The 20,625-nt window shown below is 67.5% G+C and carries 22 protein-coding genes; 12 read left to right on the forward strand and 10 right to left on the reverse strand.

All coding sequences use genetic code 11. The features are described 5' to 3' along the window. Positions 1-3 precede the first annotated feature (3 nt). Positions 4-714, reverse strand: coding sequence for an ABC transporter ATP-binding protein (locus AC5I49_RS26485; RefSeq protein WP_017403911.1), 711 nt, complete (start codon positions 712-714; stop codon positions 4-6). Between the two features lie 16 nt (positions 715-730). Between AC5I49_RS26485 and AC5I49_RS26490 the strand changes: the two genes are divergently transcribed. Continuing rightward, on the forward strand, positions 731-1,396 hold the full coding sequence (locus AC5I49_RS26490; protein WP_016447154.1) for an arylesterase: 666 nt from the start codon (positions 731-733) through the stop codon (positions 1,394-1,396). Positions 1,397-1,415: 19 nt separating this feature from the next. Here the strand turns inward: AC5I49_RS26490 and AC5I49_RS26495 are convergent, their stop codons facing one another. From AC5I49_RS26495 to AC5I49_RS26515, 5 genes are all read right to left on the reverse strand, one after another. Beyond that, positions 1,416-1,601, reverse strand: coding sequence for a hypothetical protein (locus AC5I49_RS26495; RefSeq protein ID WP_133074036.1), 186 nt, complete (start codon positions 1,599-1,601; stop codon positions 1,416-1,418). Between the two features lie 64 nt (positions 1,602-1,665). Next, positions 1,666-2,475: a DUF2189 domain-containing protein gene (locus AC5I49_RS26500; protein WP_047327361.1), complete on the reverse strand. Its 810-nt coding sequence runs from the start codon at positions 2,473-2,475 to the stop codon at positions 1,666-1,668. A 116-nt stretch (positions 2,476-2,591) separates the two neighbouring features. Continuing rightward, a complete protein-coding gene (locus tag AC5I49_RS26505) occupies positions 2,592-4,343 on the reverse strand; it encodes an alkaline phosphatase D family protein (protein WP_074921312.1) in 1,752 nt (583 codons plus the stop codon). A gap of 98 nt (positions 4,344-4,441) precedes the next feature. Then, the gene (locus tag AC5I49_RS26510; RefSeq protein WP_016447158.1) at positions 4,442-5,671 is read right to left on the reverse strand and encodes a PLP-dependent transferase; all 1,230 of its coding nucleotides are present in this window, start codon (positions 5,669-5,671) and stop codon (positions 4,442-4,444) included. A gap of 100 nt (positions 5,672-5,771) precedes the next feature. Continuing rightward, the gene (locus AC5I49_RS26515) at positions 5,772-6,242 is read right to left on the reverse strand and encodes a BON domain-containing protein (protein ID WP_016447159.1); all 471 of its coding nucleotides are present in this window, start codon (positions 6,240-6,242) and stop codon (positions 5,772-5,774) included. Positions 6,243-6,392: 150 nt separating this feature from the next. Between AC5I49_RS26515 and AC5I49_RS26520 the strand changes: the two genes are divergently transcribed. The 4 genes from AC5I49_RS26520 (at position 6,393) to AC5I49_RS26535 (ending at position 10,647) form a co-directional block, all read left to right on the forward strand. Next, the gene (locus tag AC5I49_RS26520; protein WP_016447160.1) at positions 6,393-8,138 is read left to right on the forward strand and encodes a SulP family inorganic anion transporter; all 1,746 of its coding nucleotides are present in this window, start codon (positions 6,393-6,395) and stop codon (positions 8,136-8,138) included. Between the two features lie 31 nt (positions 8,139-8,169). After that, positions 8,170-8,952, forward strand: coding sequence for a GGDEF domain-containing protein (locus tag AC5I49_RS26525; protein WP_017403908.1), 783 nt, complete (start codon positions 8,170-8,172; stop codon positions 8,950-8,952). Then, a complete protein-coding gene (locus tag AC5I49_RS26530) occupies positions 8,939-9,808 on the forward strand; it encodes a MinD/ParA family protein (protein ID WP_016447162.1) in 870 nt (289 codons plus the stop codon). The genes AC5I49_RS26525 and AC5I49_RS26530 overlap by 14 nt, the downstream gene beginning before the upstream one ends. Before the next feature lie 65 nt (positions 9,809-9,873). After that, positions 9,874-10,647, forward strand: a complete 774-nt coding sequence (locus AC5I49_RS26535; protein WP_016447163.1) for a sulfurtransferase — start codon at positions 9,874-9,876, stop codon at positions 10,645-10,647. Between the two features lie 99 nt (positions 10,648-10,746). Here the strand turns inward: AC5I49_RS26535 and AC5I49_RS26540 are convergent, their stop codons facing one another. Next, a complete protein-coding gene (locus tag AC5I49_RS26540; protein WP_016447164.1) occupies positions 10,747-11,526 on the reverse strand; it encodes an IclR family transcriptional regulator in 780 nt (259 codons plus the stop codon). Positions 11,527-11,762: 236 nt separating this feature from the next. On the opposite strand from AC5I49_RS26540, the gene AC5I49_RS26545 reads away from it, so the two are divergent. The 4 genes from AC5I49_RS26545 (at position 11,763) to AC5I49_RS26560 (ending at position 15,379) form a co-directional block, all read left to right on the forward strand. Then, positions 11,763-12,536 (forward strand): ABC transporter substrate-binding protein, encoded by a 774-nt coding sequence (locus tag AC5I49_RS26545; RefSeq protein WP_026062005.1) that lies wholly within the window; start codon positions 11,763-11,765, stop codon positions 12,534-12,536. An 88-nt stretch (positions 12,537-12,624) separates the two neighbouring features. After that, on the forward strand, positions 12,625-13,290 hold the full coding sequence (gene ehuD / locus AC5I49_RS26550; protein ID WP_495790130.1) for an ectoine/hydroxyectoine ABC transporter permease subunit EhuD: 666 nt from the start codon (positions 12,625-12,627) through the stop codon (positions 13,288-13,290). Next, positions 13,287-14,042 carry an amino acid ABC transporter ATP-binding protein gene (locus tag AC5I49_RS26555; protein WP_017403905.1) on the forward strand — a complete coding sequence of 252 codons (756 nt, stop codon included), beginning with the start codon at positions 13,287-13,289 and terminating at the stop codon, positions 14,040-14,042. Before ehuD ends, AC5I49_RS26555 begins: the two co-directional genes overlap by 4 nt. A 2-nt stretch (positions 14,043-14,044) precedes the next feature. After that, entirely contained in the window at positions 14,045-15,379 is a 1,335-nt protein-coding gene (locus AC5I49_RS26560; RefSeq protein WP_495790141.1) for an NAD(P)/FAD-dependent oxidoreductase, read from the forward strand. 20 nt (positions 15,380-15,399) lie between these two features. On the opposite strand, the gene AC5I49_RS26565 is transcribed toward AC5I49_RS26560, so the two are convergent. The 3 genes from AC5I49_RS26565 to AC5I49_RS26575 all read right to left on the reverse strand — a co-directional run bounded on the left by AC5I49_RS26565 (position 15,400) and on the right by AC5I49_RS26575 (position 17,255). Beyond that, entirely contained in the window at positions 15,400-15,969 is a 570-nt protein-coding gene (locus AC5I49_RS26565) for a flavodoxin family protein (RefSeq protein ID WP_016451661.1), read from the reverse strand. Between the two features lie 154 nt (positions 15,970-16,123). Further along, positions 16,124-16,531 (reverse strand): DoxX family protein, encoded by a 408-nt coding sequence (locus AC5I49_RS26570; protein WP_016447170.1) that lies wholly within the window; start codon positions 16,529-16,531, stop codon positions 16,124-16,126. 22 nt (positions 16,532-16,553) lie between these two features. Then, positions 16,554-17,255: a pirin family protein gene (locus tag AC5I49_RS26575; RefSeq protein ID WP_016447171.1), complete on the reverse strand. Its 702-nt coding sequence runs from the start codon at positions 17,253-17,255 to the stop codon at positions 16,554-16,556. Between the two features lie 132 nt (positions 17,256-17,387). On the opposite strand from AC5I49_RS26575, the gene AC5I49_RS26580 reads away from it, so the two are divergent. From AC5I49_RS26580 to gluQRS, 3 genes are all read left to right on the forward strand, one after another. Further along, on the forward strand, positions 17,388-18,326 hold the full coding sequence (locus AC5I49_RS26580) for a LysR family transcriptional regulator (RefSeq protein ID WP_016447172.1): 939 nt from the start codon (positions 17,388-17,390) through the stop codon (positions 18,324-18,326). Between the two features lie 134 nt (positions 18,327-18,460). Next, positions 18,461-19,588: an NAD(P)/FAD-dependent oxidoreductase gene (locus tag AC5I49_RS26585; protein WP_016447173.1), complete on the forward strand. Its 1,128-nt coding sequence runs from the start codon at positions 18,461-18,463 to the stop codon at positions 19,586-19,588. A gap of 66 nt (positions 19,589-19,654) precedes the next feature. Then, positions 19,655-20,593, forward strand: a complete 939-nt coding sequence (gene gluQRS, locus AC5I49_RS26590) for a tRNA glutamyl-Q(34) synthetase GluQRS (RefSeq protein WP_495790131.1) — start codon at positions 19,655-19,657, stop codon at positions 20,591-20,593. Positions 20,594-20,625: the final 32 nt, after the last annotated feature.

A 20,625-nucleotide genomic window follows, 5' to 3' on the forward strand; every position in this document is an offset into this window, starting at 1 on the left:
CGATCAGGCCGCCAGCGCCTGCCCCTCTTCGATGCTGGCGACGCGGCCGGCCTCGATGGTCACGCGCCGCTCGCAGCGCGCGGCGATGGCTCGGTCATGCGTGACCATGACCAACGTGGTGCCGCGCTCACGGTTGAGCGCGAACATCAGCTCCATGATGGTTTCGCCGGTCGCAAAGTCCAGGCTGCCCGTGGGCTCGTCGGCCAGCAGCACGGCGGGCTCGACCACGAAGGCGCGGGCCAGCGCCACACGCTGCTGCTCACCGCCCGACAGCAGCTTGGGATAGTGGCCCAGGCGCTGGCCCAGCCCCACGCGCTCCAGCATTTCGGTGGCGCGGCGGCGGGCGTCGCGGCTGCCGGCCAGCTCCAGCGGCAGCATCACGTTCTCCAGCGCCGTCAGATTGCCCAGCAGCTGGAAGCTCTGGAAGACAAAGCCCAGCTTCTGCGCACGCACGGCAGCGCGCGCATCCTCGTCCAGCGCAAACATGTCCTGGCCCTGCAGCCGCACCGTGCCGCGCGTGGGCGTATCCAGGCCTGCGAGTATGGACAGCAGCGTGCTCTTGCCCGAGCCCGAGGCACCGACAATGGCCACGGTTTCCCTTGCCGCGAAGCGCAGATCGATATCCCTCAGAATATCCAGTGTTCCGGTCGAATCGCTGACCGACTTGAAGACATGCTCGACTTCGATCAGGGGCTGGGCAGTGCTTTGTGACATGGAGGATGGGAAGACGATGCAAGACAAGCTGCGCGCAATGCGCCGACGCCGCCACTTTATCTCGGCCGGCTTGGCCTTCGGTCTGCTGGGTACTTGGACGGCCATGCCCGCCCGGGCTGCAGACGCCGGCCCGTTGCTGGTGCTGGGCGATTCGCTGAGTGCCGAGTACGGTCTGGCCCGCGGCACGGGCTGGGTGGCGCTGCTGCAAAAGCGCCTGCAGGAGAGCCAGAAAAATGTGCCGCTGGTCAACGCCAGCGTGAGCGGCGAGACCACCTCGGGCGGCCGCTCGCGCCTGCCGGCCCTGCTCAAGCAGCACAAGCCGTCGGTGGTGGTGATCGAATTGGGAGGCAACGATGCGCTGCGCGGCCTGCCGCTGCAAAGCACGCAGGGCAATCTCGACGCCATGGTACGCGCGGCCCGTGATGCCGGGGCCAAGGTGCTGCTGGTGGGCATGCAGGTGCCTCCCAACTACGGCAGCGGCTATACGCGCCAGTTCGAGCAGTTGTTCTCCAAGGTGGCGCAAGAGCAGAAGGTACCGCTCGTGCCCTTCCTGCTGGCCGGTATAGGCGATGCGGCCGACTCGGCCCAGTGGTTCCAGGCTGACCGCATCCACCCCACGGCCAAGGCCCAGCCGCGCATGCTGGACAACGTCTGGCCACAGCTCAGCAAACTGCTGCCCTGAGCACAGGGCAGCCAGGCTGTCAGCTGCTGCGGCCTTCCTCGCCGGAATGCGCCGCTGCGGGGGATGCCTGGTCTTCACCCGCTATACCGCCGCCCTCATGGTCGTCGGGTTTTCTTTCGGCCTTGGCCTTCTCCTTTTCAAGCTTCTTCTGCTTCTTGGCCAGTTCGCGCTGGCGTTTTTCATAGGCGTAGTTGGGTGTCGCCACAGGTGGACTCCTCTGTTGTTGCAAGCCCCACTGTAGCCGCAAGACGGGGCCCGGCCGTAAAACCTCAGGATAGGGGGGACGCAGGGTCGGCAGATTCACCCACGCTGCAGCGGTAAGCATGCCAACTGGCGCAGCCCAGCAAAGGCCCCACCAGCAGCAGGCCCACGCCGTGCCACCACAGCGCAGCAGCCACCAGCACGGTGATGATCGCGGCCCATTGCAGCATGACGGCCAGGTTGAGGCCGACCACGCGCATGCTGGTGATGCAGGCCGTCAGCGCATCGCTGCCCCGGTCCAGCATGGCCGGCAGCGCCACCACCATGCTGGCGAACACCAGGGCCGCGAAGGCGCCGCCGACCAGCACGTAGATCGCCAGGAACTCCCAATTCTCCGGCCGTGTCACGGCCTGCAGCATGCCGGCCGTGGTGGGCATGCCGGTATCGAAGAACACGGCAAACACCACCATGGAGGCGCGCGCCCAGAGCATTTCCAGCACCAGCAAAACCATGACCAGCATGCCCATGCTGCCCATTTGCGTGTCCCAGCAGGTCAGCGAGCTGCCAAGCTCCGGCGGCAATCCCCGCTCCAGCCTGCGGCTGGTGTCGTACAGGCCCATGGCCAGGAAGGGGCCGATGAGCAGACAGCCGCTGGCCATGGCCATGCTGTATTCAGGGCTGGCACGGAACACCCAGCCGATGAGCAGGGCCATGGCCCAGAAGCACAGGCCATAGAACAGCGCAACGCCCGGCGCCCGCCGCAGATCGCGCCAGCCCAGCGCCAGCCAGCGCCAGGGATCGGCCATGCGCAGCGGTTGCACCTGCAGCGCGCCAGCCGGGTGGTCGGAAGCTTTCTCGGGAGCGGGGGATGCCTGCATGCCTGGACCTCCTGGATCAGCGAGCCCCAAGTTAGCGCAGCCATGGCCGCGCTGCCATGGCGGAAACTACCGAGGGCCCCCGCCCAGACCGCGCAGACCCGCACCCCGGTCCGCCCTCAGGCCTGCACCAGCTTGCCCGGCTGGCCGGGCAGCACCTTCCAGGCCGCGTCCCGCACGGTCTGGTACTGGCGGCTGAACACCGTATCCACATAGATCCATTCGGCCTGGCAGGCCTGGGGGGTTGCCGTGACGATCATGTAGCCGCGGCGGGAGGTATCGCAGTACTTGAGCGTGTTGATGAACTGCAGCAGCGCGCCACGCAACTGGGCCGGATCCTGGCCGGGCAGGTAGTCCTCGAAGCCGGGCGAGCTGACGGACGAGGTGGCGAACTCCACGCCCACGCCCTGCCCGCTGCGGTCGCGCAGCTCGCTGGCCCAGGCGTTGTGGGTGTCACCGGCCAGCACGACCAGGTTCTTGCCCAGGCTGCGCGCCGTGGCCAGCACGGTCTCGCGAGCCACGGCGTAGCCGTCCCAGGCATCGAGGTTGTAGGGAATGCTGGGCTGGGCCAGGATGGCCTTTTCCGCCGCCGTCAGGCTGGCCGGGTTGGCCTGGGCCTTGGCCAGCAGCGCCGCGTAGGCCGGCAGCGAGACACCGCTGCCGGGGCTGAGGATGTCCATCAGCAAGGGCGCCGGCAGCTCCATGCGCCCCATCAGCACCTGCTGGCCCAGCACCTGCCAGGTGGCCTGCGAGGCCGCCATCTGCTGGCCAAGCCACTGGGTCTGCGTGGCGCCCATGAGCTGGCGTGCGGGATTGGACATGTCGGAGGAAAAGCGCGCCGCGTCCAGCCCCTGGGCCGTGAAATAGTCGGCGTAGTCCAGCTGTTCGTCGCGGCCGATGACGCGCGTGTCCAGCATGTGCAGCGCCAGCAGGTCGCCGAAGGCGAAGCTGCGGTAGATGATCTCGGGCTGTGCGTTGCGCGTGGGCATCCACTCGTGATAGGCCTTGAGCGCGGCCACCTTGCGCAGCTCGAAGTCGCCTTCGGTGGCCGGCTGGTGGTTCTCGGCGCCGTGCATCCAGGTGTCATTGGAGACTTCGTGGTCGTCCCAGACCGCAATCATGGGCGCTGCCGCATGCAGGGCCTGCAGGTCGGCATCGCTCTTGTACTGGGCATGGCGCTGGCGGTAGTCGGCCAGGCTGACGATTTCGTTGGCCGGCAGGCTCTGGCGCTGCATGGCTTCGGCCTTGCCGTTGGCATAGCCGCCGCGCGCATATTCGTAGATGTAGTCGCCCAGATGCACGGTGGCGTCCAGGTCGCCCTGGCGCGCCGCATGCGCGTAGACATTGAAGTAGCCGGCCGGGTAGTTGGCGCAGGAAAACACGGCCAGCTTGACCTGCTGCACGGCGCCCACGGGCAGGGTTCGCGTGCGGCCCGTGGCGCTGGTCATGCCCTGGCAGCGAAAGCGGTAGTGGTAGCGCGTGGCGGGCCTGAGGCCCGTGGCATCGGCCTTGAAGGTGAAATCCTGGGTGGCGCGCGCCATGGCCTTGCCCGAAGTCACGAGGGTCTTGAAGTCGGCGTCCGATGCCACTTCCCACTCCACCTCGATGTCGCTGGAATGGCCCTGCGGCGGCGTCACGCGGGTCCAGAGGATGACGCGGTCACTCAACGGGTCGCCGCTGGCCACGCCGTGGCGGAACTCGACGGGAATGCGGCTGTCGCCATCCGACCCGCCGCAGCCAGCCAGTGGCAGCGCCAGGGCCGAGGCGCCCATGCCGCGCACGAAATGGCGGCGGCTGGCCACGAGGCCGGATTCGCGGGAGCCGGCTTTCGCCTGCTGCAGGATGTTGGTGATGCTCTCTTTGTGCTTCATGCTGGACCGGGGCCCGAAGGCCTCCGTGGGGTGGTATGAAGCCAGCGAGCATCGGCGGCGCAGGTGACAGGCAGATGTCACCTGCGCCTGGCGCTCAACTATGCAAACGCGGCGGCCAGGGCCTGCTCCAGGTCGGCACGCAGGTCCTGCACCGCTTCCAGGCCGATGGCAAAGCGCACCACGGTGCCGCTGCGCAGCTGGGGCGTGGGGCAGCTGCGCATGGACGACAGCTCATAGGGCACGACCAGGCTGATGGGACCGCCCCAGCTGTAGCCGATCTTGAACAGGCGCAGGCTGTCGCAGAAGCGGTCCACGGCCTGCTGGCCGTGGCGCGGATCGATGACCACGCTGAACAGGCCGGCGGCCACGCCCTCGCCGCCTGCGGCTGCGCCACACAGCGCCTTCCAGTTCTCGTGGCCCGGAGCGCCTTCCAGCGCCGGGTGCAGCACCTGGGCCACGGCCGGCTGCTGCTGCAGCCAGCGCGCCAGCTCGCGCGCGGCGCGGTCCTGGGCGTGGTAGCGCAGCGCGATGCTGGGCAGGGAGCGCAGCACGGCCTCGGTGTCGTTGCCGCCCACGCCCAGGCCCAGGCGCATGTGCGCCAGCTTGATGCGCATGTGCAGCGCCTGGTCGCGCGTGATGATGCTGCCCATGAGCACGTCGCCACCGCCGCTGGGGTACTTGGTCAGCGCATGCACGGTGGCATCCACGCCCAGGCTGTGCGTTCCATCGGCCAGCAGATCGAAGGGGTTGAAGGCCAGGCCCGCGCCCCAGGTGTTGTCCAGCACGGTGGTGATGCCCCGCTCGCGGCACAGGCTCACCATGGCGATGAGGTCGGGGAACTCCATGGTCACCGAGCCCGGCGCCTCCAGCCAGACCAGCCGCGTCTTGGGCGTGATTTTGGCTTCGAGGTCGGCAACATCCATGGCGTCATAGCACTGGTGGCGCACGCCGAAATGGGCCAGCTCGCCCTCGCTCAGGGTCTTGTTGGGGCCGTAGGCGTTGTCGGGCAGCAGCATCTCGTCGCCGGTGCGCAGCAGGGCCAGGGAGGTGGTCGCAATCGCAGCCAGGCCGCTGGGTACCAGCAGGCACTGCAGGCCGCCTTCCAGCGCGCTCAGGCGCTCTTCCAGCAAGAAGGTGGTGGGCGTGCCGTGCAGGCCGTAGGTATAGCTGCTCTTGTCCAGCCACTGGCGGCGGCGCATGGCCGCCACGTTCTCGAAGATCACCGTCGAGGCCTTGTGCACGGGCGGCTGCGGCGCAACAAAGCCCTCGGGCGGCTGGTAGGGATGGTGGATGAGATGGGTGCTGATCTGCAGGTCGGGTGTGCTCATGCAGCGCATCTTATGCGCTGGGCTGCAGCGTTCAGGCATAAAAAAACCAGGCGGGGAATCCGCCTGGTTTTCACAAGGGCAACGGAGCCGGTGGCTGCGATCAGCTGGCCTTGATCTCCAGCATGTTGCTGACGTTGTTCACGCCCTTGACGGACTTGGCAATGTCGCCTGCGCGCATCTTGAGTGCTTCGCTGGGGACCGAGCCGGTCAGCGTCACGGCGCCTGCCTTGGTGTCCACGTCGATCTTGAGGGCGGAGATATCGGGCTCCTTGATCAGGTCGGCCTTGATCTGGGCGGTGATGCCGGCGTCGTCGAGTGCGGCGCCTGCTTGGCTCATGGCGTTGTTGGTGGCCGCTTCGGCCTTGGCAGCACCTTCCTCGATCTTGGTGCCGGCGCTGCTCATGGCGTTGTCGATCTTCTGGCCGGCGCTTTGCGCGGCCTGCTGGGACTGCTGAACCGCAGAGTCGAGCTTCTGGCCCGCAGTGTCTTCGGTCTTGCCGCAGGCGGCAAGGCCGAAGGCCAGGGCAGACACGGCGAGGATCTGGCAGCAGCGTTGGGTGATGAAAGTCATGCGGTTACTCCTTGAATAGTTGTGAGTCGGTCAACACAGGCCTCGACTTTATTGAGGGCCCTGGGACAAACCCATACGACGCCGACGCAAGCGCCTGTAGGACAAGCCCGAACATCCCGGCACCATCCAGTTAGCATGACAATAGCGGCCATGCATTCCCTGGCGCGCTGGTTTCCCTTCCTGGCATGGCCCAAACCTTCGGCAGCCGTGCTGCGCGGGGAGTTCTGGGCAGGTCTCACCGTTGGTCTGATGCTTCTGCCCCAGGGCGTGGCCTATGCCGCCCTTGCGGGCATGCCGCTGATCACGGGCATTTACGCATCCATCGTTCCGGCCCTGGTGGCCGTGCTGTTCAGCGGCTCGCCCCGTCTGGGCGTGGGACCCACGGCCCTGAGCGCGCTGCTGATCGGCGCCTCGCTCACGGGCCTGGCCGAGCCCGGCTCCGCGCACTGGGTGGCGCTGGCCGCATGGATGGCGATTCTGTCGGGCCTGGTGCAGTGGTCGCTGGGGCTGATGCGCGCCGGCTGGCTGCTCAACCTGGTGACCTCGCCCGTGCTCACGGGCTTCACGCAGGCTGCGGCGCTGCTGATCCTGGCCTCGCAGCTGCCCACGCTGCTGGGCCTGCGCTCGACCTGGGGTGCCGTCTGGAACACGCCGTCGCTGCAGCTTTTCGACTGGCAGTCCATCGTCTACGGCATGGCCAGCATTGCCTTGCTCGTGCTCGCCAAGCGCTGGCGTGCGGCCTTTCCCTCGGCCATCTTCATCATCGCGCTGACCGGCGTGATCAGTTGGGCCACGGACTTTGCCGACGACGGCGGCGCCGTGGTCGGCCATCTGCCCGCGGGCCTGCCCAGCTTCCAGCTGCCGGGGCTGCTGAGCTGGGACGAGTTCGGCGCCCTGGTGATGCCGGTGCTGGTGATCTCGCTGGTGAGCTTTCTGGAGACGGCCTCCAGCGCCCAGGTGGAGCACCAGCAGGCCGGCACGCGCTGGAACGAGAACCAGGACCTGGTCGCCCAGGGCCTGTCCAAGATCAGTGCGGGCCTGTTCGGCAGCTTTGCCACCAGCGCCTCGTTCTCGCGCTCGGCCGTGAACCTGCTGGCCGGCGCCAAGACGGGATGGTCCAACGTGTTCTCCATCCTGCTGGTGGTCATCGTGGTGATGTGGTTCATCCCGGCGCTGTACCACGTGCCCAAGGCGGCGCTGGCGGCCATCGTGATCACGGCCGTGGTCAACCTCGTCAAGCCGCGTGTGCTGCTGCAGCTGTTCAAGGTGTCGCGCGTGGAGGGCAGCATTGCCCTGGCCACGCTGCTGCTGACCATCGTCACGGCGCCGCGCATGTACTGGGGCGTGTTCGCGGGCATCGTGCTGAGCCTGGGCTACTTCCTCTACCAGCGCCTGCACCCGCGCATCATCGAGGTGGGCCAGCATCCTGATGGCAGCCTGCGCGACCGCAACCTCTGGCAGCTGCCTCCGCTGGCGCCAGGCCTGCTGGCCCTGCGCATGGATGCCGAGCTGGACTTCGGCTCGGCCTCGGCCCTGGAGCGACGCATCGGCGACGAATGGGCGCTGCGCCCCGAGACGCACCACCTGTGCCTGCTGGCCCAGCCCATCAACCGCATCGACGTGACGGGCGTGGAGACCTTCGTGCGCCTGCAACTGCTGGTGGCCAAGCGCAGCGGCGTGCTGCACGTGGTGGGCCTGAAGTTGCCGGCCGAGCAGGTGCTGCTGCGCGCCGGCGCCCTGCACCGCGGGCCGCACCTGCGGCTGTACCGCACCGATGCGGAATTCCTCGCCGCGCTGGCCCTGCCGCCCTTCATATCTCGGCCGGGATCAACATCTGTTACCAGCGATGGTGCAAAAGTCGACGCCGGCGCGGCGACAATTGAGCCTACACACTGATACACTTCACCGGCTTTTGATTCAGCCCTCTGTGACTGCCCCCGCCTCCCACCAATCCGTATACCTGCGCGACCTGCGCCTGGCCACAGCCCACGCGCTGGTTACCCACGCTGGCGGGGCGGTCCATTTGCCCACGGATTCGCCGACGCGATACCTGCAGGCGCTGATCGACGAACTGTGTTCGCTGTCGCTGCGCGACCCGCTCACGGGGCTGGCCAATCGCCGCCATTTCCGCACCATTGCCGAGCGCGAGATCGACCGCGTGGCGCGCTCGGGCGAAGCGGCGCTGATGCTGATGCTGGACATCGACCATTTCAAGCAGATCAACGACCAGCACGGCCACATCGTCGGCGACCGGGTTCTGCAGTCGGTGGCCCGAACCCTGACCAGTTGCGTGCGCCCCATGGACACGCTGGCCCGCTACGGAGGCGAGGAGTTCGCCATCGTGCTGCCGGCCTGCCCTGCGACGTTCGGCCTGTCCGTGGCCGAGCGCATACGCAGCGCCATCGAGCGCATGCCGGTGGTCATCTCACCCACGTTGACACTGCAGATCACCATCAGCATCGGCGGCGCCTATGCGCTGCAGTGGATACGCAGCACCACGACCTTGTGGACCGAGCGTGCCGACAAACAGTTGTACCTGGCCAAGTCTGCCGGCCGCAACCGCGTGCACATTGAAGAACAACCAGACAGTACGGTAAGCGCGGAGGAAAAAAGCCTGCTTTTCGGACCTTTGTATGCCCCCTCCCCGTTTGACAATGGGCTGAATCCAGATATTGCAACCGATGTGGACCCCGAAGATGGACTCCGCTGATAGCCCGGTGGTAAGCGACAACGCCATTCCCCACCCCTCCCTGCCCGCTGCCGTTTCGATGAGCGATGCCGTGCGCGCCAAGCCGCGCGGACACATCATCGCCGTGACCAGCGGCAAGGGCGGCGTGGGCAAGACCTTCGTTTCGGCCAACCTGGCCGCAGCGCTGACACGCCATGGCCTCAAGGTCCTGGTGCTCGATGCCGACCTGGGCCTGGCCAACCTGGACGTGGTGCTCAACCTCTACCCCAAGGTCACGCTGCACGATGTGTTCACCGGCCGTTCCACGCTGGAGGAAGCCATCCTGCCCGCCCCCGGCGGCTACTCGGTGCTGCTGGCCGGCTCGGGGATGATCGAGTACTCGCGGCTCACGCCCGAGATCCGCCAGCAGTTCACGCACACCATCGAGACGCTGGCTCCTCGCTACGACATCGTGCTGCTGGACACGGGCGCGGGCATCTCCGACGTGGTGCTGTTCTCGGTGTCCATGGCCACCGAAGTGCTGGTCATCGCCACGCCCGAGCCCACCTCGCTGACCGATGCCTATGCAGCCATCAAGGTGCTTGCCATTCAGCAAAAGCGCCAGCAGATCCGCCTGGCCATCAACCAGGCCGCGCGTCCCGGCGATGGCCGCGCCATCACGGGTCAGCTCCAGCAGGTGCTCAACCGCTTTGTCAGCACGGCCTCCGGCGAGCCATTGCGGCTCACGCACCTGGGCGACATTCCCTCCGACCCGGCCGTGCGCGAGGCCGTGATGCGACGCCAGTTGCTGCTGCAATCCATGCCCGGTGCACCGGCTTCGCTGGCCGTGGCCCAGCTGGCCAATAAAATCAAGGCCCTGCTGGTGTCGGGCGGCTGATCGGGCCGCCCCTCGCCGGCGACCCGATCCAACCTGCGGCCCTTGCCGCCCCCGCCTGCCTGCCTGTGCCCGATATCCTCAATATTTCCTGCTACAAGTTCACGCCGCTGCCCGACGCAGCGGCGCTGCGCGACACCCTGGCCGAACGCGCCCAGGCCCTGGCGCTCAAGGGCACCATCCTGCTGGCCGAGGAAGGCATCAACTTCTTCCTGGCAGGCCCCGCCCAGGCGGTGCACAGCTTCGTCGATCAGTTGCGCAGCGATGAGCGCTTTGCCGACCTGACCCCCAAGGAAAGCTGGTCCGACACCGTTCCTTTCCGCAAGATGCTGGTCAAGGTCAAGCGCGAGATCATCCGCATGGACCACCCCACCATCCGCCCGGCAGAGGGTCGCGCGCCTTCTGTCAGCCCCGCCACGCTGCGCCGCTGGCTGCAGCAGGGCCACGATGACGAGGGCCGCGAGGTGGTGACGCTGGATACGCGCAACGACTTCGAGGTCGATGCCGGCGCCTTCAAGGGCACCATCGACTGGCGCATCACCAAGTTCACCGAATTCCCGCCCGCGCTGCGTGCCCACAAGGCCGAACTGGCCGGCAAGACCGTGGTCAGCTACTGCACGGGCGGCATACGCTGCGAGAAGGCCGCCATCCTCATGCAGGACGAAGGCCTGGACCATGTCTATCAGCTCGAGGGCGGCATCCTCAAGTACTTCGAGGAGACCGACGGCGCCTTCTATGACGGCGGCTGCTTCGTCTTCGACGAGCGCCGCGCCGTGGGTGCGGACCTGTCGGCCGCACCCCAGCTGGAGCATCCGCAGGCCCAGGAGACTCCGTCTGCATAGGCCGATCCCCCAGCCCTGACCTGAAGCCAGGGGCATGCACGCCACGCTTGCGGCGTGCACCACCAATGCGGCCGTACCGGCTGCAGCATCGGCTGCCGTTCAACCCAGGGCACGCACCGAGTTGCTGAGCGAGCGGGCGCAGGCCAGCAGCCCTGGGCCCAGGCGGGCCTGCGCCTCCTCCACCGTCCATCGGCTGGTCGGCGCGACGATGTGCACGGCGGCCACGGGACGGCCATGGCTGCCGATGACGGGCGCGCCCAGCGTCATGTCGCCCAGAAAGAGTTCCTCCCGGTTGACGGCATAGCCGCGCTGACGCGCCTGGGCCAGCTCATCGAGGATGGCGGCCTCGTCCGTGATGGTGAAACGTGTGTGCGCGGTTCGCTCGCTCTGGCGCAGCAGGGCCAGGGCTTCTTCATCGGGCAGTGCGCTCAGCCAGGCACGCCCCGAGGCAGTGCAGTACATGGGGATGCGGCTTCCAATGGGCATGTGCACCGGCACAAACTGGGCGCTGATGAAGCGTGCCACGTAGACCATCTCCAGCCCGTCGGGCTCGGTCAGGCAGGTGGTCTCGGTCGTGATCTTGGTCAGTTCCGAAAGATACGGATTGGCCAGGTCGATCACCGGGTTGGCCGCCAGGTAGTTGTAGCCCACGCGCATGACGCGCGGCGCGAGCTGGTAGCGCCGGGTTTGCGGATGCTTGCGGACATAGCCCAACTGCTCCAGCGTGAACACCATGCGTTGCGCCGAGCTTTTGTTGATGCCCGCAGCGGCGGCCACATCGGCCAGCGTCATGCTCCGGTGCTGCGCGCTGAAGGCGCAGAGCACGGCCAGGCCCTTCTCCAGCGACTGGTTGAACAGGGGGTTGGTGTCGTCATCCATCGGTGACGAAGCGGGTTGAGACGGTGCTTGCATGGCGGCAAGTATAGGCATCCACATCAAAAGAATCGCATATCGATTTTTTTGAATTGCTTAGTGGTTTTCTCTTATTTCTTGAAGATTCATCCACATTGATCATTGGCACGGTTCCGAGAATTCTTCGCTGCAGGCGAGGGGCAGCCCCCAAGGTGACCTGTCCCTGCTCTTTCCTTCCGTTGTTCACGCCAAGGAGTCAGGCAATGCCAGGTTTTGTCCGCCGCGTCCTCCACCTCGCCTTGGGCCTGTGTGCCGCCGGCGCCGTCGCGCAGGCTGCGGCGCAAGGCGGCAGCGCCCCGGCCAGCTACAACGTGGGCGCCACGCCCACAGGCATTCCGTTCACCTTTCTGGACGTCAAGAGCAACAGCATCCAGGGCATGATGGTCGACACCATGCAGGCCGTGGCCAAGGCCGGAGGTTTCCAGGCCCATGTGCAGCAGACCAGCTTTGCGGCGCTGATCCCCTCGCTCACATCCAGCAAGATCGACATCATCTCGGCGGCCATGCTCAAGACCGCCGCACGCCAGCAGGTGGTCGATTTCAGCGATGCGGTCTACTCCTACGGCGAGGGCCTGATCGTCAAGGCCGACGATGCCAAGGCCTATGTGTCATTGGACGACCTCAAGGGCGAGGTCGTCGGTGCCCAGGTGGGCACGGTGTTCTACGACCTGCTGCAGAAAAAGGGCATCTTCAGGGAAGTGCGCAGCTACGACTCGGTAGCCGACATGACGCGCGACCTGGCGCTTGGCCGCATCAAGGCAGGGCTGGGCGACCAGCCCATCATTGCCTACCAGATACGCCAGCACAGCTTCCAGGGCGTGAAGCTGGCCGAAAGCTACAAGCCCTCCAACGTGGGGGATGTGTGCCTGGTGGTGCGCAAGGGTGACACCGAAACCCTGGCCCGCCTGAACAAGGCCATCGCCACCATCAAGGCAGACGGCACCCTGGCCCAGATCGTCAAGAAGTGGGGCATCTGAGGACATCGGACGCCCGTCGGATCGCCTCGCGCATCACCCCCCTTTGCCGCGCAATGCACGGCAATGACACCTTCGAGGAAAGTACGCCATGCAAGCATTTGTGCAGCACGCGCGAGAGTTCCTGCCCATCCTGCTGCAAGGAGCGGTGGTCACGGTGCAGGTCACCGCGCTGTCGTTCCTGTTGTCCAGCGCGATCGGACTGGTGCTGGCGCTGGGCAAGCTCTCACCCGTGCGCGCCGTCTCGTGGGCCGCGTCGACCGTGGTCAATGTGATACGGGGCCTGCCCATCATCGTGCAGCTGTTCTACATCTACTTCGTGCTGCCCGAGGTCGGCATCCAGCTCACCGCCTTACAGGCCGGGGTGATCGGCCTGGGCATTGCCTATTCGGCCTATCAGGCAGAAAACTTCCGCGCCGGCATCGAGGCGGTGGACCCAGGCCAGCGGGAAGCCGCATTGGCCATGGGCATGCGACCGGCCCTGCTCATGCGCCGCGTGGTGCTGCCGCAGGCATTCCGCATAGCGCTGCCGCCCTACGGCAACACCCTGGTGATGATGCTCAAGGACTCGTCCCTGGTCTCCACCATCACCGTGGCCGAGATGACGCGCCAGGGCCAGCTGATCGCAGCGTCCACCTTCCAGAACATGACGGTCTACACCCTGGTCGCCCTGCTCTACCTGGCCATGAGCCTGCCGCTGGTATGGGGGCTCAGGCGTCTGGAGAAGCGCTTTGGAGCGGGAAGGAAGTCGCCATGATCGAGATCGATCACCTGGAAAAGGCCTACGGCGAGCATCGCGTGCTGCGGGGCGTCAACCTGCGCGTGGCACGTGGAGAAGTGGTGTGTCTGATCGGCCCTTCGGGATCAGGCAAGTCCACGGTGCTGCGCTGCATCAACGGCCTGGAGTCGTACCAGGGCGGCGAGGTGCGCGCCTTCGGTGAGCGCGTGGACACACGCGCGCCGTTCATCCACGCGCTGCGCAGCCGCATGGGCATGGTCTTCCAGCGCTTCAACCTCTTCCCGCACCGCACCGTGGTGCAGAACGTGATGGAAGGCCCCATCCATGTGAAGGGCCAGGCGCCCGGCCAGGCCCATGCCGAGGCATTGGAGCTGCTGCGCAAGGTAGGTCTGGCAGACAAGGCACAGGCTTGGCCCGCACAGCTTTCGGGCGGGCAGCAGCAGCGGGTGGCCATTGCCCGCGCCCTGGCCATGAAGCCAGAGGCCATGCTGTTCGACGAACCCACTTCGGCCCTGGACCCCGAGCTGGTAGGCGACGTGCTGGGCGTGATGCGCCAGCTGGCCGAAGAAGGCATGACGATGATCGTGGTCACGCACGAGATGGCCTTTGCTCGCGAGGTGGCCGACCGCGTGTGCTTTCTGCACGGCGGCACCATCGTGGAGGCAGGCCCTTCGGCCCAGGTGCTGGGCGCACCGCGCCATGCACGCACGCAGGACTTCCTGCGGCGCGTGCTGCACCAGCACTGTGCGCCATCAGAAGGTGCGGCATGACGATGGCAGCTACCGCCTCCATCGCATCGTCTTCGTCGGTACGCCCCGTGCTGTCGCACCCGTCAGCGCCATCGCTGTGGGCGGCCACTGCACCCGCCGCACCGCCCACGCCACCGCTGGCAGCAGCGCTGACCACCACCGACGTGCTGGTGATCGGCGCGGGATATACCGGCCTGTCGGCAGCACTGCACCTGGCCGAAAGCGGCGCCAGCGTGTGCGTGCTTGACGCCCATGCTCCCGGCTGGGGCGCGTCGGGCCGCAACGGCGGCCAGGTGAACCCCACCCTCAAGTACGACCCCGACGAACTGCAGCGCATCCACGGTGCCGCTCTTGGCGAGCGGCTGATCGACGCCGTCTCCCGCTCGGCCGACCTTGTGTACGGGTTGATCGAACGCCACGGCATCGACTGTGCGCCCGTGCGCGCCGGCTGGCTGCAGGTCGGATACACCCAGCAGGCGGTGGACGGCATGCATGCGCGCGCCCGGCAGTGGGAGCGGCGCGGCGTGCGCGTGGAACTGCTGGACCGCACTGCCACGGCAGCACGCACCGGCACGCCCGCGTTTACCGGCGGCTGGCTGGACGGCCGCGCCGGCGCCATACAGCCCCTGGCCTACGTGCGCGGACTGGTGCGCGCCGCACAGACCCTGGGCGCGCAGGTCCACAGCGGATCGCCCGTGCTGGCACTGGAGCGACAGGGCACGGACCATTGGGCCGCCACCACGGCCCAGGGTCAACGCATACTGGCCAGGCAGGTGCTGCTGGCCACCAATGGCTATACCGATGGCCTGTGGCCTGGCCTGGCGCGCACGGTACTGGCAGCCAACAGCTTCATCGTGGCCACGCAGCCCCTGGGCAAGGCGGGCGCGCACATCCTGCCCGGGGGCGAGACAGGCTCGACCTCGCAGCGCCTGCTGCTGTACTTTCGCAAGGACGCACAAGGCCGTCTGCTCATGGGCGGGCGCGGACATTTTGCGGACCCGCAGGGTGCAGGCGACTATGCCCACCTGGAACGCGCCGTGGCGCTGATGTTCCCCGGACTGGGCCCCCTCCAATATGAGTACCGCTGGGCAGGGCGCATCGCCGTCACACGCGACTTCATGCCCCACCTGCACCAGCCTGCCCCCGGCATCACCATGGCCCTGGGCTACAACGGCCGCGGCATTGCCATGGCTACCCTGCTGGGGCGGGAGGCGGCCGTGCTGATGGCCGGCGGAAATGCGCCGGCATGCCCCTTTCCTGTAACGCCGGTTCAGCCGATACCGCTGCATGGGTTGCAACGGTTGTACATAGCGGCAGGGGTAGCTTGGTACAGCCTGCTGGACCGGCTGGGTGCGTGAGGTTCAGTGGAGCCGGCCGATCAAGCCGCGCCGGCCTGGCGCATCAACCGCAGCGCCTGCTGCGCCACGCGCTCGCCGAACAGGCGCGCGGTCTCCAGGTCGCCCGGCAGCATCTCGGCGGCCGAGGCATCCGAGGCCGATTGCGCCATGGCGCCGCTGAAGGCGCCTATCCAGTTGAGGTCGTTGCGCTGCGCGGCGCGCGCGTTGGACGGCAGCATGCCGCTGCCCACCCACAGCCCGCCGTGCTGCATGGCCAGCTGGAACAGGTAGTCCAGCGTGGTCTGCTTGTTGCCGTTGACGCTGGCACTGTTGGTGAAGCCGGCGAACAGCTTGTCCTTCCAGGCCTGCACGAACCACGGCTTGGACGAGGCATCGGCAAAGCGCTTGAACTGCCAGCTGGGCCCGCCCATGTAGGTGGGCGAGCCGAAGATGATGGCATCTGCCGCCGCCAGCAGCTCCCAGCCGCCGGCAGGCAGCTGGCCGTCGCTGTCTATGGCCAGCATGCGCGCACCCGCGCCATCGGCCACGGCCTGGGCCATGCGCTGGGTGTGCCCGTAACCCGAGTGGTAGACCACCACGATATCTGCCATACAAGAAATCCTCGGGCGCCGGCCACGGCTCCAGGCCGGCAGGCGCCACATTCATCGATCATCCACGCCAAAAGGCCCCACAGCGCTGCTGCGGGGCCCACTCAGGCCGGTAGCCTAACAAAAATAAAGGAGCCGGCGGCAGTGCGCGGGCCACTCAATGGCGCCGTGCATCCACACTCCAGCCACCGGCGCCATGGGCGGCAAAGCCCAGCAGGCCGCCCGTGACGGCGATGTTCTTCCAGAACAGCAGCTGCTGCATCATGGCCGCGTCGGCCGGCACGCTCCAGTAGGCATGGAAGAAGAAGCTGGCCACCAGCGTGAAGAAGGCCAGCGCCAGGGCCGCCCAGCGCGTGCACCAGCCCAGCAGCAGGGCCAGCCCGCCGACGATCTCCACCACCAGGGCCACGGCCACGCCGATCTGCGGCATGGGCATGCCCACCGAGGCCGCATAGCCCACCGTGCCGGCGAAGCCTCCGATTTTCTGAAAGCCCGCAGGCACGAACATCAGCGCGATCAGGATGCGGCCGGCCAGCGCCAGCGGGTTGCTCAGACGGTTCAGCATGATGGTTACTCCTCGTGAATGCTCAGGCTTGCAGATCGAACACCAGGACCTCGGACTGTTCCCCGTCGTGCAGGCGCAGTCGCGGTTCATTCTCCACAAGGGCCGCATCGCCCGTTGTCAGCCGTTGCCCATTGACGCTCAGCGCGCCGCGCACCAGGTGCACATAGGTTTTGCGGCCGGAGGGCAGCTCCATTTCGGCGTGCTCATCGCCGTCGAACAGGCCGGCATAGAGCCGGGCATCGGCATGGACGGTGACCGAGCCATCCGCGCCATCGGGCGAGGCCACCAGGCGCAGCCGGCCGCGCTTTTCCTCGTCGGCAAAGGCTTTCTGCGCATAGCCGGGCGCAATGCCCGTCTCGCTGGGCAGCAGCCAGATCTGCAGGAAATGCGTGGTCTGGCCCGGCGCATGGTTGTGCTCGCTGTGGACCACGCCCGAGCCGGCGCTCATGCGCTGCACCTCTCCCGGCGAGATGGTCTGCTCATTGCCCATGCTGTCCTTGTGCGAGAGCCGGCCTTCGAGCACGTAGCTGATGATCTCCATGTCCTTGTGGCCATGGGCGCCAAAGCCCGTGCCCGGGGCGATATGGTCTTCATTGATCACGCGCAGGTTGCCAAAGCCCATGTGGCGCGGATCGTGATAGCCCGCAAACGAGAAGCTGTGGTGCGAGCGCAGCCAGCCGTGGTCGGCATGGCCGCGTTCGCGGGATTTGCGCAGGGCGATCATGTGTATGTCCCTTTCAACTGGTCAGATCTTCAAAACTCTTGCGTCGGTGGCTCCACTGTAGAAGCCGCTGTAGCAGGCCAGGCACAGCGGGATTGATGGCATCATTCAAAGCTTTTGAATCCATAACGCCCCATGCCCAGCCCCCGCGACGTGCTCACTCCCGACAGCCTGGCCATGCTCCAGGCCATTGCCGAGGCCGGCAGCTTTGCCGCCGCCGCACGCCAGCTGGGCCTGGTGCCAAGTGCCCTGACCTACCGCGTGCGCCAGATCGAGGATGCGCTGGACGTGCTGCTGTTCGACCGCCGCTCGCGCCACGCCCAGCCCACCGAGGCCGGCCGGGAACTGCTGCGCGAAGGCACCCGGCTGCTGCATGAGATCGACACCGTGGCCCACCGCGTGCGCCGTGTGGCCACGGGCTGGGAGCCGCATCTGACCATCGTGGTGGACGGCGCCGTGGCGCGCACGCCCATGCTGGAACTGGTCGAGGCCTTCTACGCCATGCAGCCGCCCACGCGGCTGAAGCTGCGCGACGGCATCCTCACCGGCACGCTGGAGACGCTGACCTCGGGCCGCGCCGACCTGGCCATCGGCGTGGCCGTCAACTCCAGCAACGTGGCGGGCCTGCAGGCCTGCGAACTGGGCGAGCTGGACTTCGTCTTTGCCGTGGCGCCCCACCATCCGCTGGCCACGGCGCCCGAGCCCATCACCGACGCGACGCTGCTGCAGCACCGCATCATCGCCGTGGCCGATTCAGGCCTGCGCGACAGCGCCAGCATGGGCCTGCTCAGCGGCCAGGACATCTTCACCGTGGACTCCATGCAGGCCAAGATCGAGGCCCAGGTGCGCGGCATAGGCTGCGGCTTCCTGCCCCATTTCATGGCCGACGTCTATGTGCAGGCCGGCCTGCTGGTAACGCGCCAGGTCGCCCGGCCCTCGCGCAATGTGCGCATGCACTACGCATGGTCCTGCCCGCCGCAGCAGGACCCGCCGCGCGCGCTGCAGTGGTGGCTGCAGCAACTGGAAAGCCCCGCCACGCGCCGCGCTCTCATGGAAAATCATCACCGACATTGAGCTGGCGCACGCCGCCGGGCGGTCTGTGCGGGTGTAGAGTGGTTACAGGTCCCGGCCTGCTCCGCCGCTGCGGCGAAGCAGGCCGGCAAGGACATGCTTCCCGGAATCTGCCACTGCCCGCAAAGGTCTGCTCCATGAACGCTTCCCGCGCCGCCTCCAAGTCCACGGTCAAGAAAAAGGCCACCAAGCCCCCCGAAGCCTCCAAGGCGCGCCCCAAGGCCGGCGCGCGCCGCATCGCCGTGATCGGTGCCGGCATGGCGGGCCTGGCCTGCGCCCGCACGCTGATGCAGGCCGGCCACGATGTCCATGTCTACGAACGGCTGCCCCAGGTGGGCGGGCGCATGCGCTCGGTCAACGCCGCGCATGGCGCCTTCGACATCGGCGCGCAGTATTTCACCGTGCGCGACAAGCGCTTCGAGCTGGCCCTGCAGACCGTGCCCGGCCTGTGTCGCCCCTGGAGCGTGAGCACGCTGCGCGTGCTGGATGCGCAGGGTCGCCAGTCCAGCGCCGCACCCGCACCCACCGAGGCCCATTGGGTGGCCACGCCCGACATGCAGGCCCTGCCCATGGCCTGGGCCGCGCCGCTGTGGGACGCCGACCGCCTGCATCTGGGCCAGCGCGTGACCAAGCTCGAACGCCAGCCCGGCTCGCGCGGCTGGAGCCTGCATGTGGAGACGACCGAGCCGACCACGCAGATCCGCACCGGATTCGATGAAGTGATACTCGCCCTGCCCGCGCCCCAGGCGCGCCAGTTGCTGCAGACCACGCCCCTGGCCCTGTCGCTGGTGCAGGGCATGGCGGCCGTGGAGATGGCACCGTGCTGGGCGCTGACGCTGTCCTATCCCATGGCCACCGAGGCCGGCCTGTCCACCCTGGGCCCACAGTGGAATGCAGCCCGTACCACCCATGAGCGCGCGGTCTGGGTGGCGCGCGAATCGTCCAAGCCGGGACGCTCCCAGAGCGAGCGATGGACCGTGCTGGCCAGCCCCCAATGGTCCCAGGAGCACCGCTCCGACGACGCGCCCCGCGTGCTGGCCAAGATGCAGAAGGCCTTTGGCGAGATCACGCGCATCCGCATCCCCCCCCGCCATGCCAGCGTCTATCTCTGGCCCCATGCCCAGACCCTGTCGCCGCTGGGCAGCAGCCATTTGCGCAACAAGGACGCCGGCCTGGGCCTGTGCGGCGACTGGTGCATTGGCCGCCGTGTCGAGGATGCCTTTGTCTCGGGGCTGGAGATGGCGCTGGCCATGGTTGCGGACTGAGCCGGGGCAGTGTCCGGCGCCCAGGTCATGGCAAGGGGCGCCGCGAGGCTTTAACATCCGGCCCCGATGATTTGCGCCGTTCCTCAGTCCCCCGATCCCGGCATTGCCACCGCGGCCTCCCCCTATGTGGGCCGCTTTGCGCCCTCGCCCACGGGCCTGCTGCACGCAGGCTCCCTGGTGGCAGCGCTGGCCAGCTGGCTGGATGCCCGGGCCCACGGCGGGCGCTGGCTGGTGCGCATCGAGGACATAGACCCCCCGCGCTGCCAGCCCGGTGCCGACATGGCCATCCTGGGCCAGCTCGCCGCCTGCGGCCTGCTGCCCGACGAGGAGCCGGTCTGGCAATCCCGCCGCGGCGCCCTTTACGAGGCCGCTGTGGAGCAGCTCAAGGCCAGCGGCCTGGCCTATCCCTGCGGCTGCACGCGCAAGGACATCGAGGCCGCCTGGGACCGCCTGGGCTGGATCCATGAACGCCATGTGGAGCGCCCCTACCCCGGCACCTGCCGCGACGGCCTGCATGGCAAGAGCCCCCGCGCCTGGCGCTTTGCGCTGGACCACTTTGCCGGCCGCCACCCCGTGCTGCGCTGGCAGGACCGCCGCATGGGCGCCCAGCAACAGGACGTGATCCACAGCGTCGGCGACTTCGTGCTGCGCCGGGCCGATGGCCTGTGGGCCTATCAACTGGCCGTGGTCGTCGATGACGGCCTGCAGGGCGTCACCCATGTGGTGCGCGGCGCCGACCTCGCCGACAATACGCCCCGCCAGATGCTGCTGCAGCGCGCCCTGGGCCTGCCCGCCCCGCAGTACCTGCATACGCCGCTGGTGCTCATGCCTGACGGCGAGAAACTTTCCAAGCAGCACGGCGCCCCCGCCCTGGACCTGAGCGTCCCCCTGGCCACGCTTCGCACCGCCGCCACCCACCTGGGCCTGCCCCAGCCTTCTCCACAGACCGCATTGGGCGAAGCGCTGCAGTTCTGGGTACGGAGCTGGCGCCATACATACAATTGAGCCCGTGAACCCAATTCCTTCCTCCCACGCCG

The sequence above is a fragment of the Delftia sp. genome, from assembly GCF_059499305.1.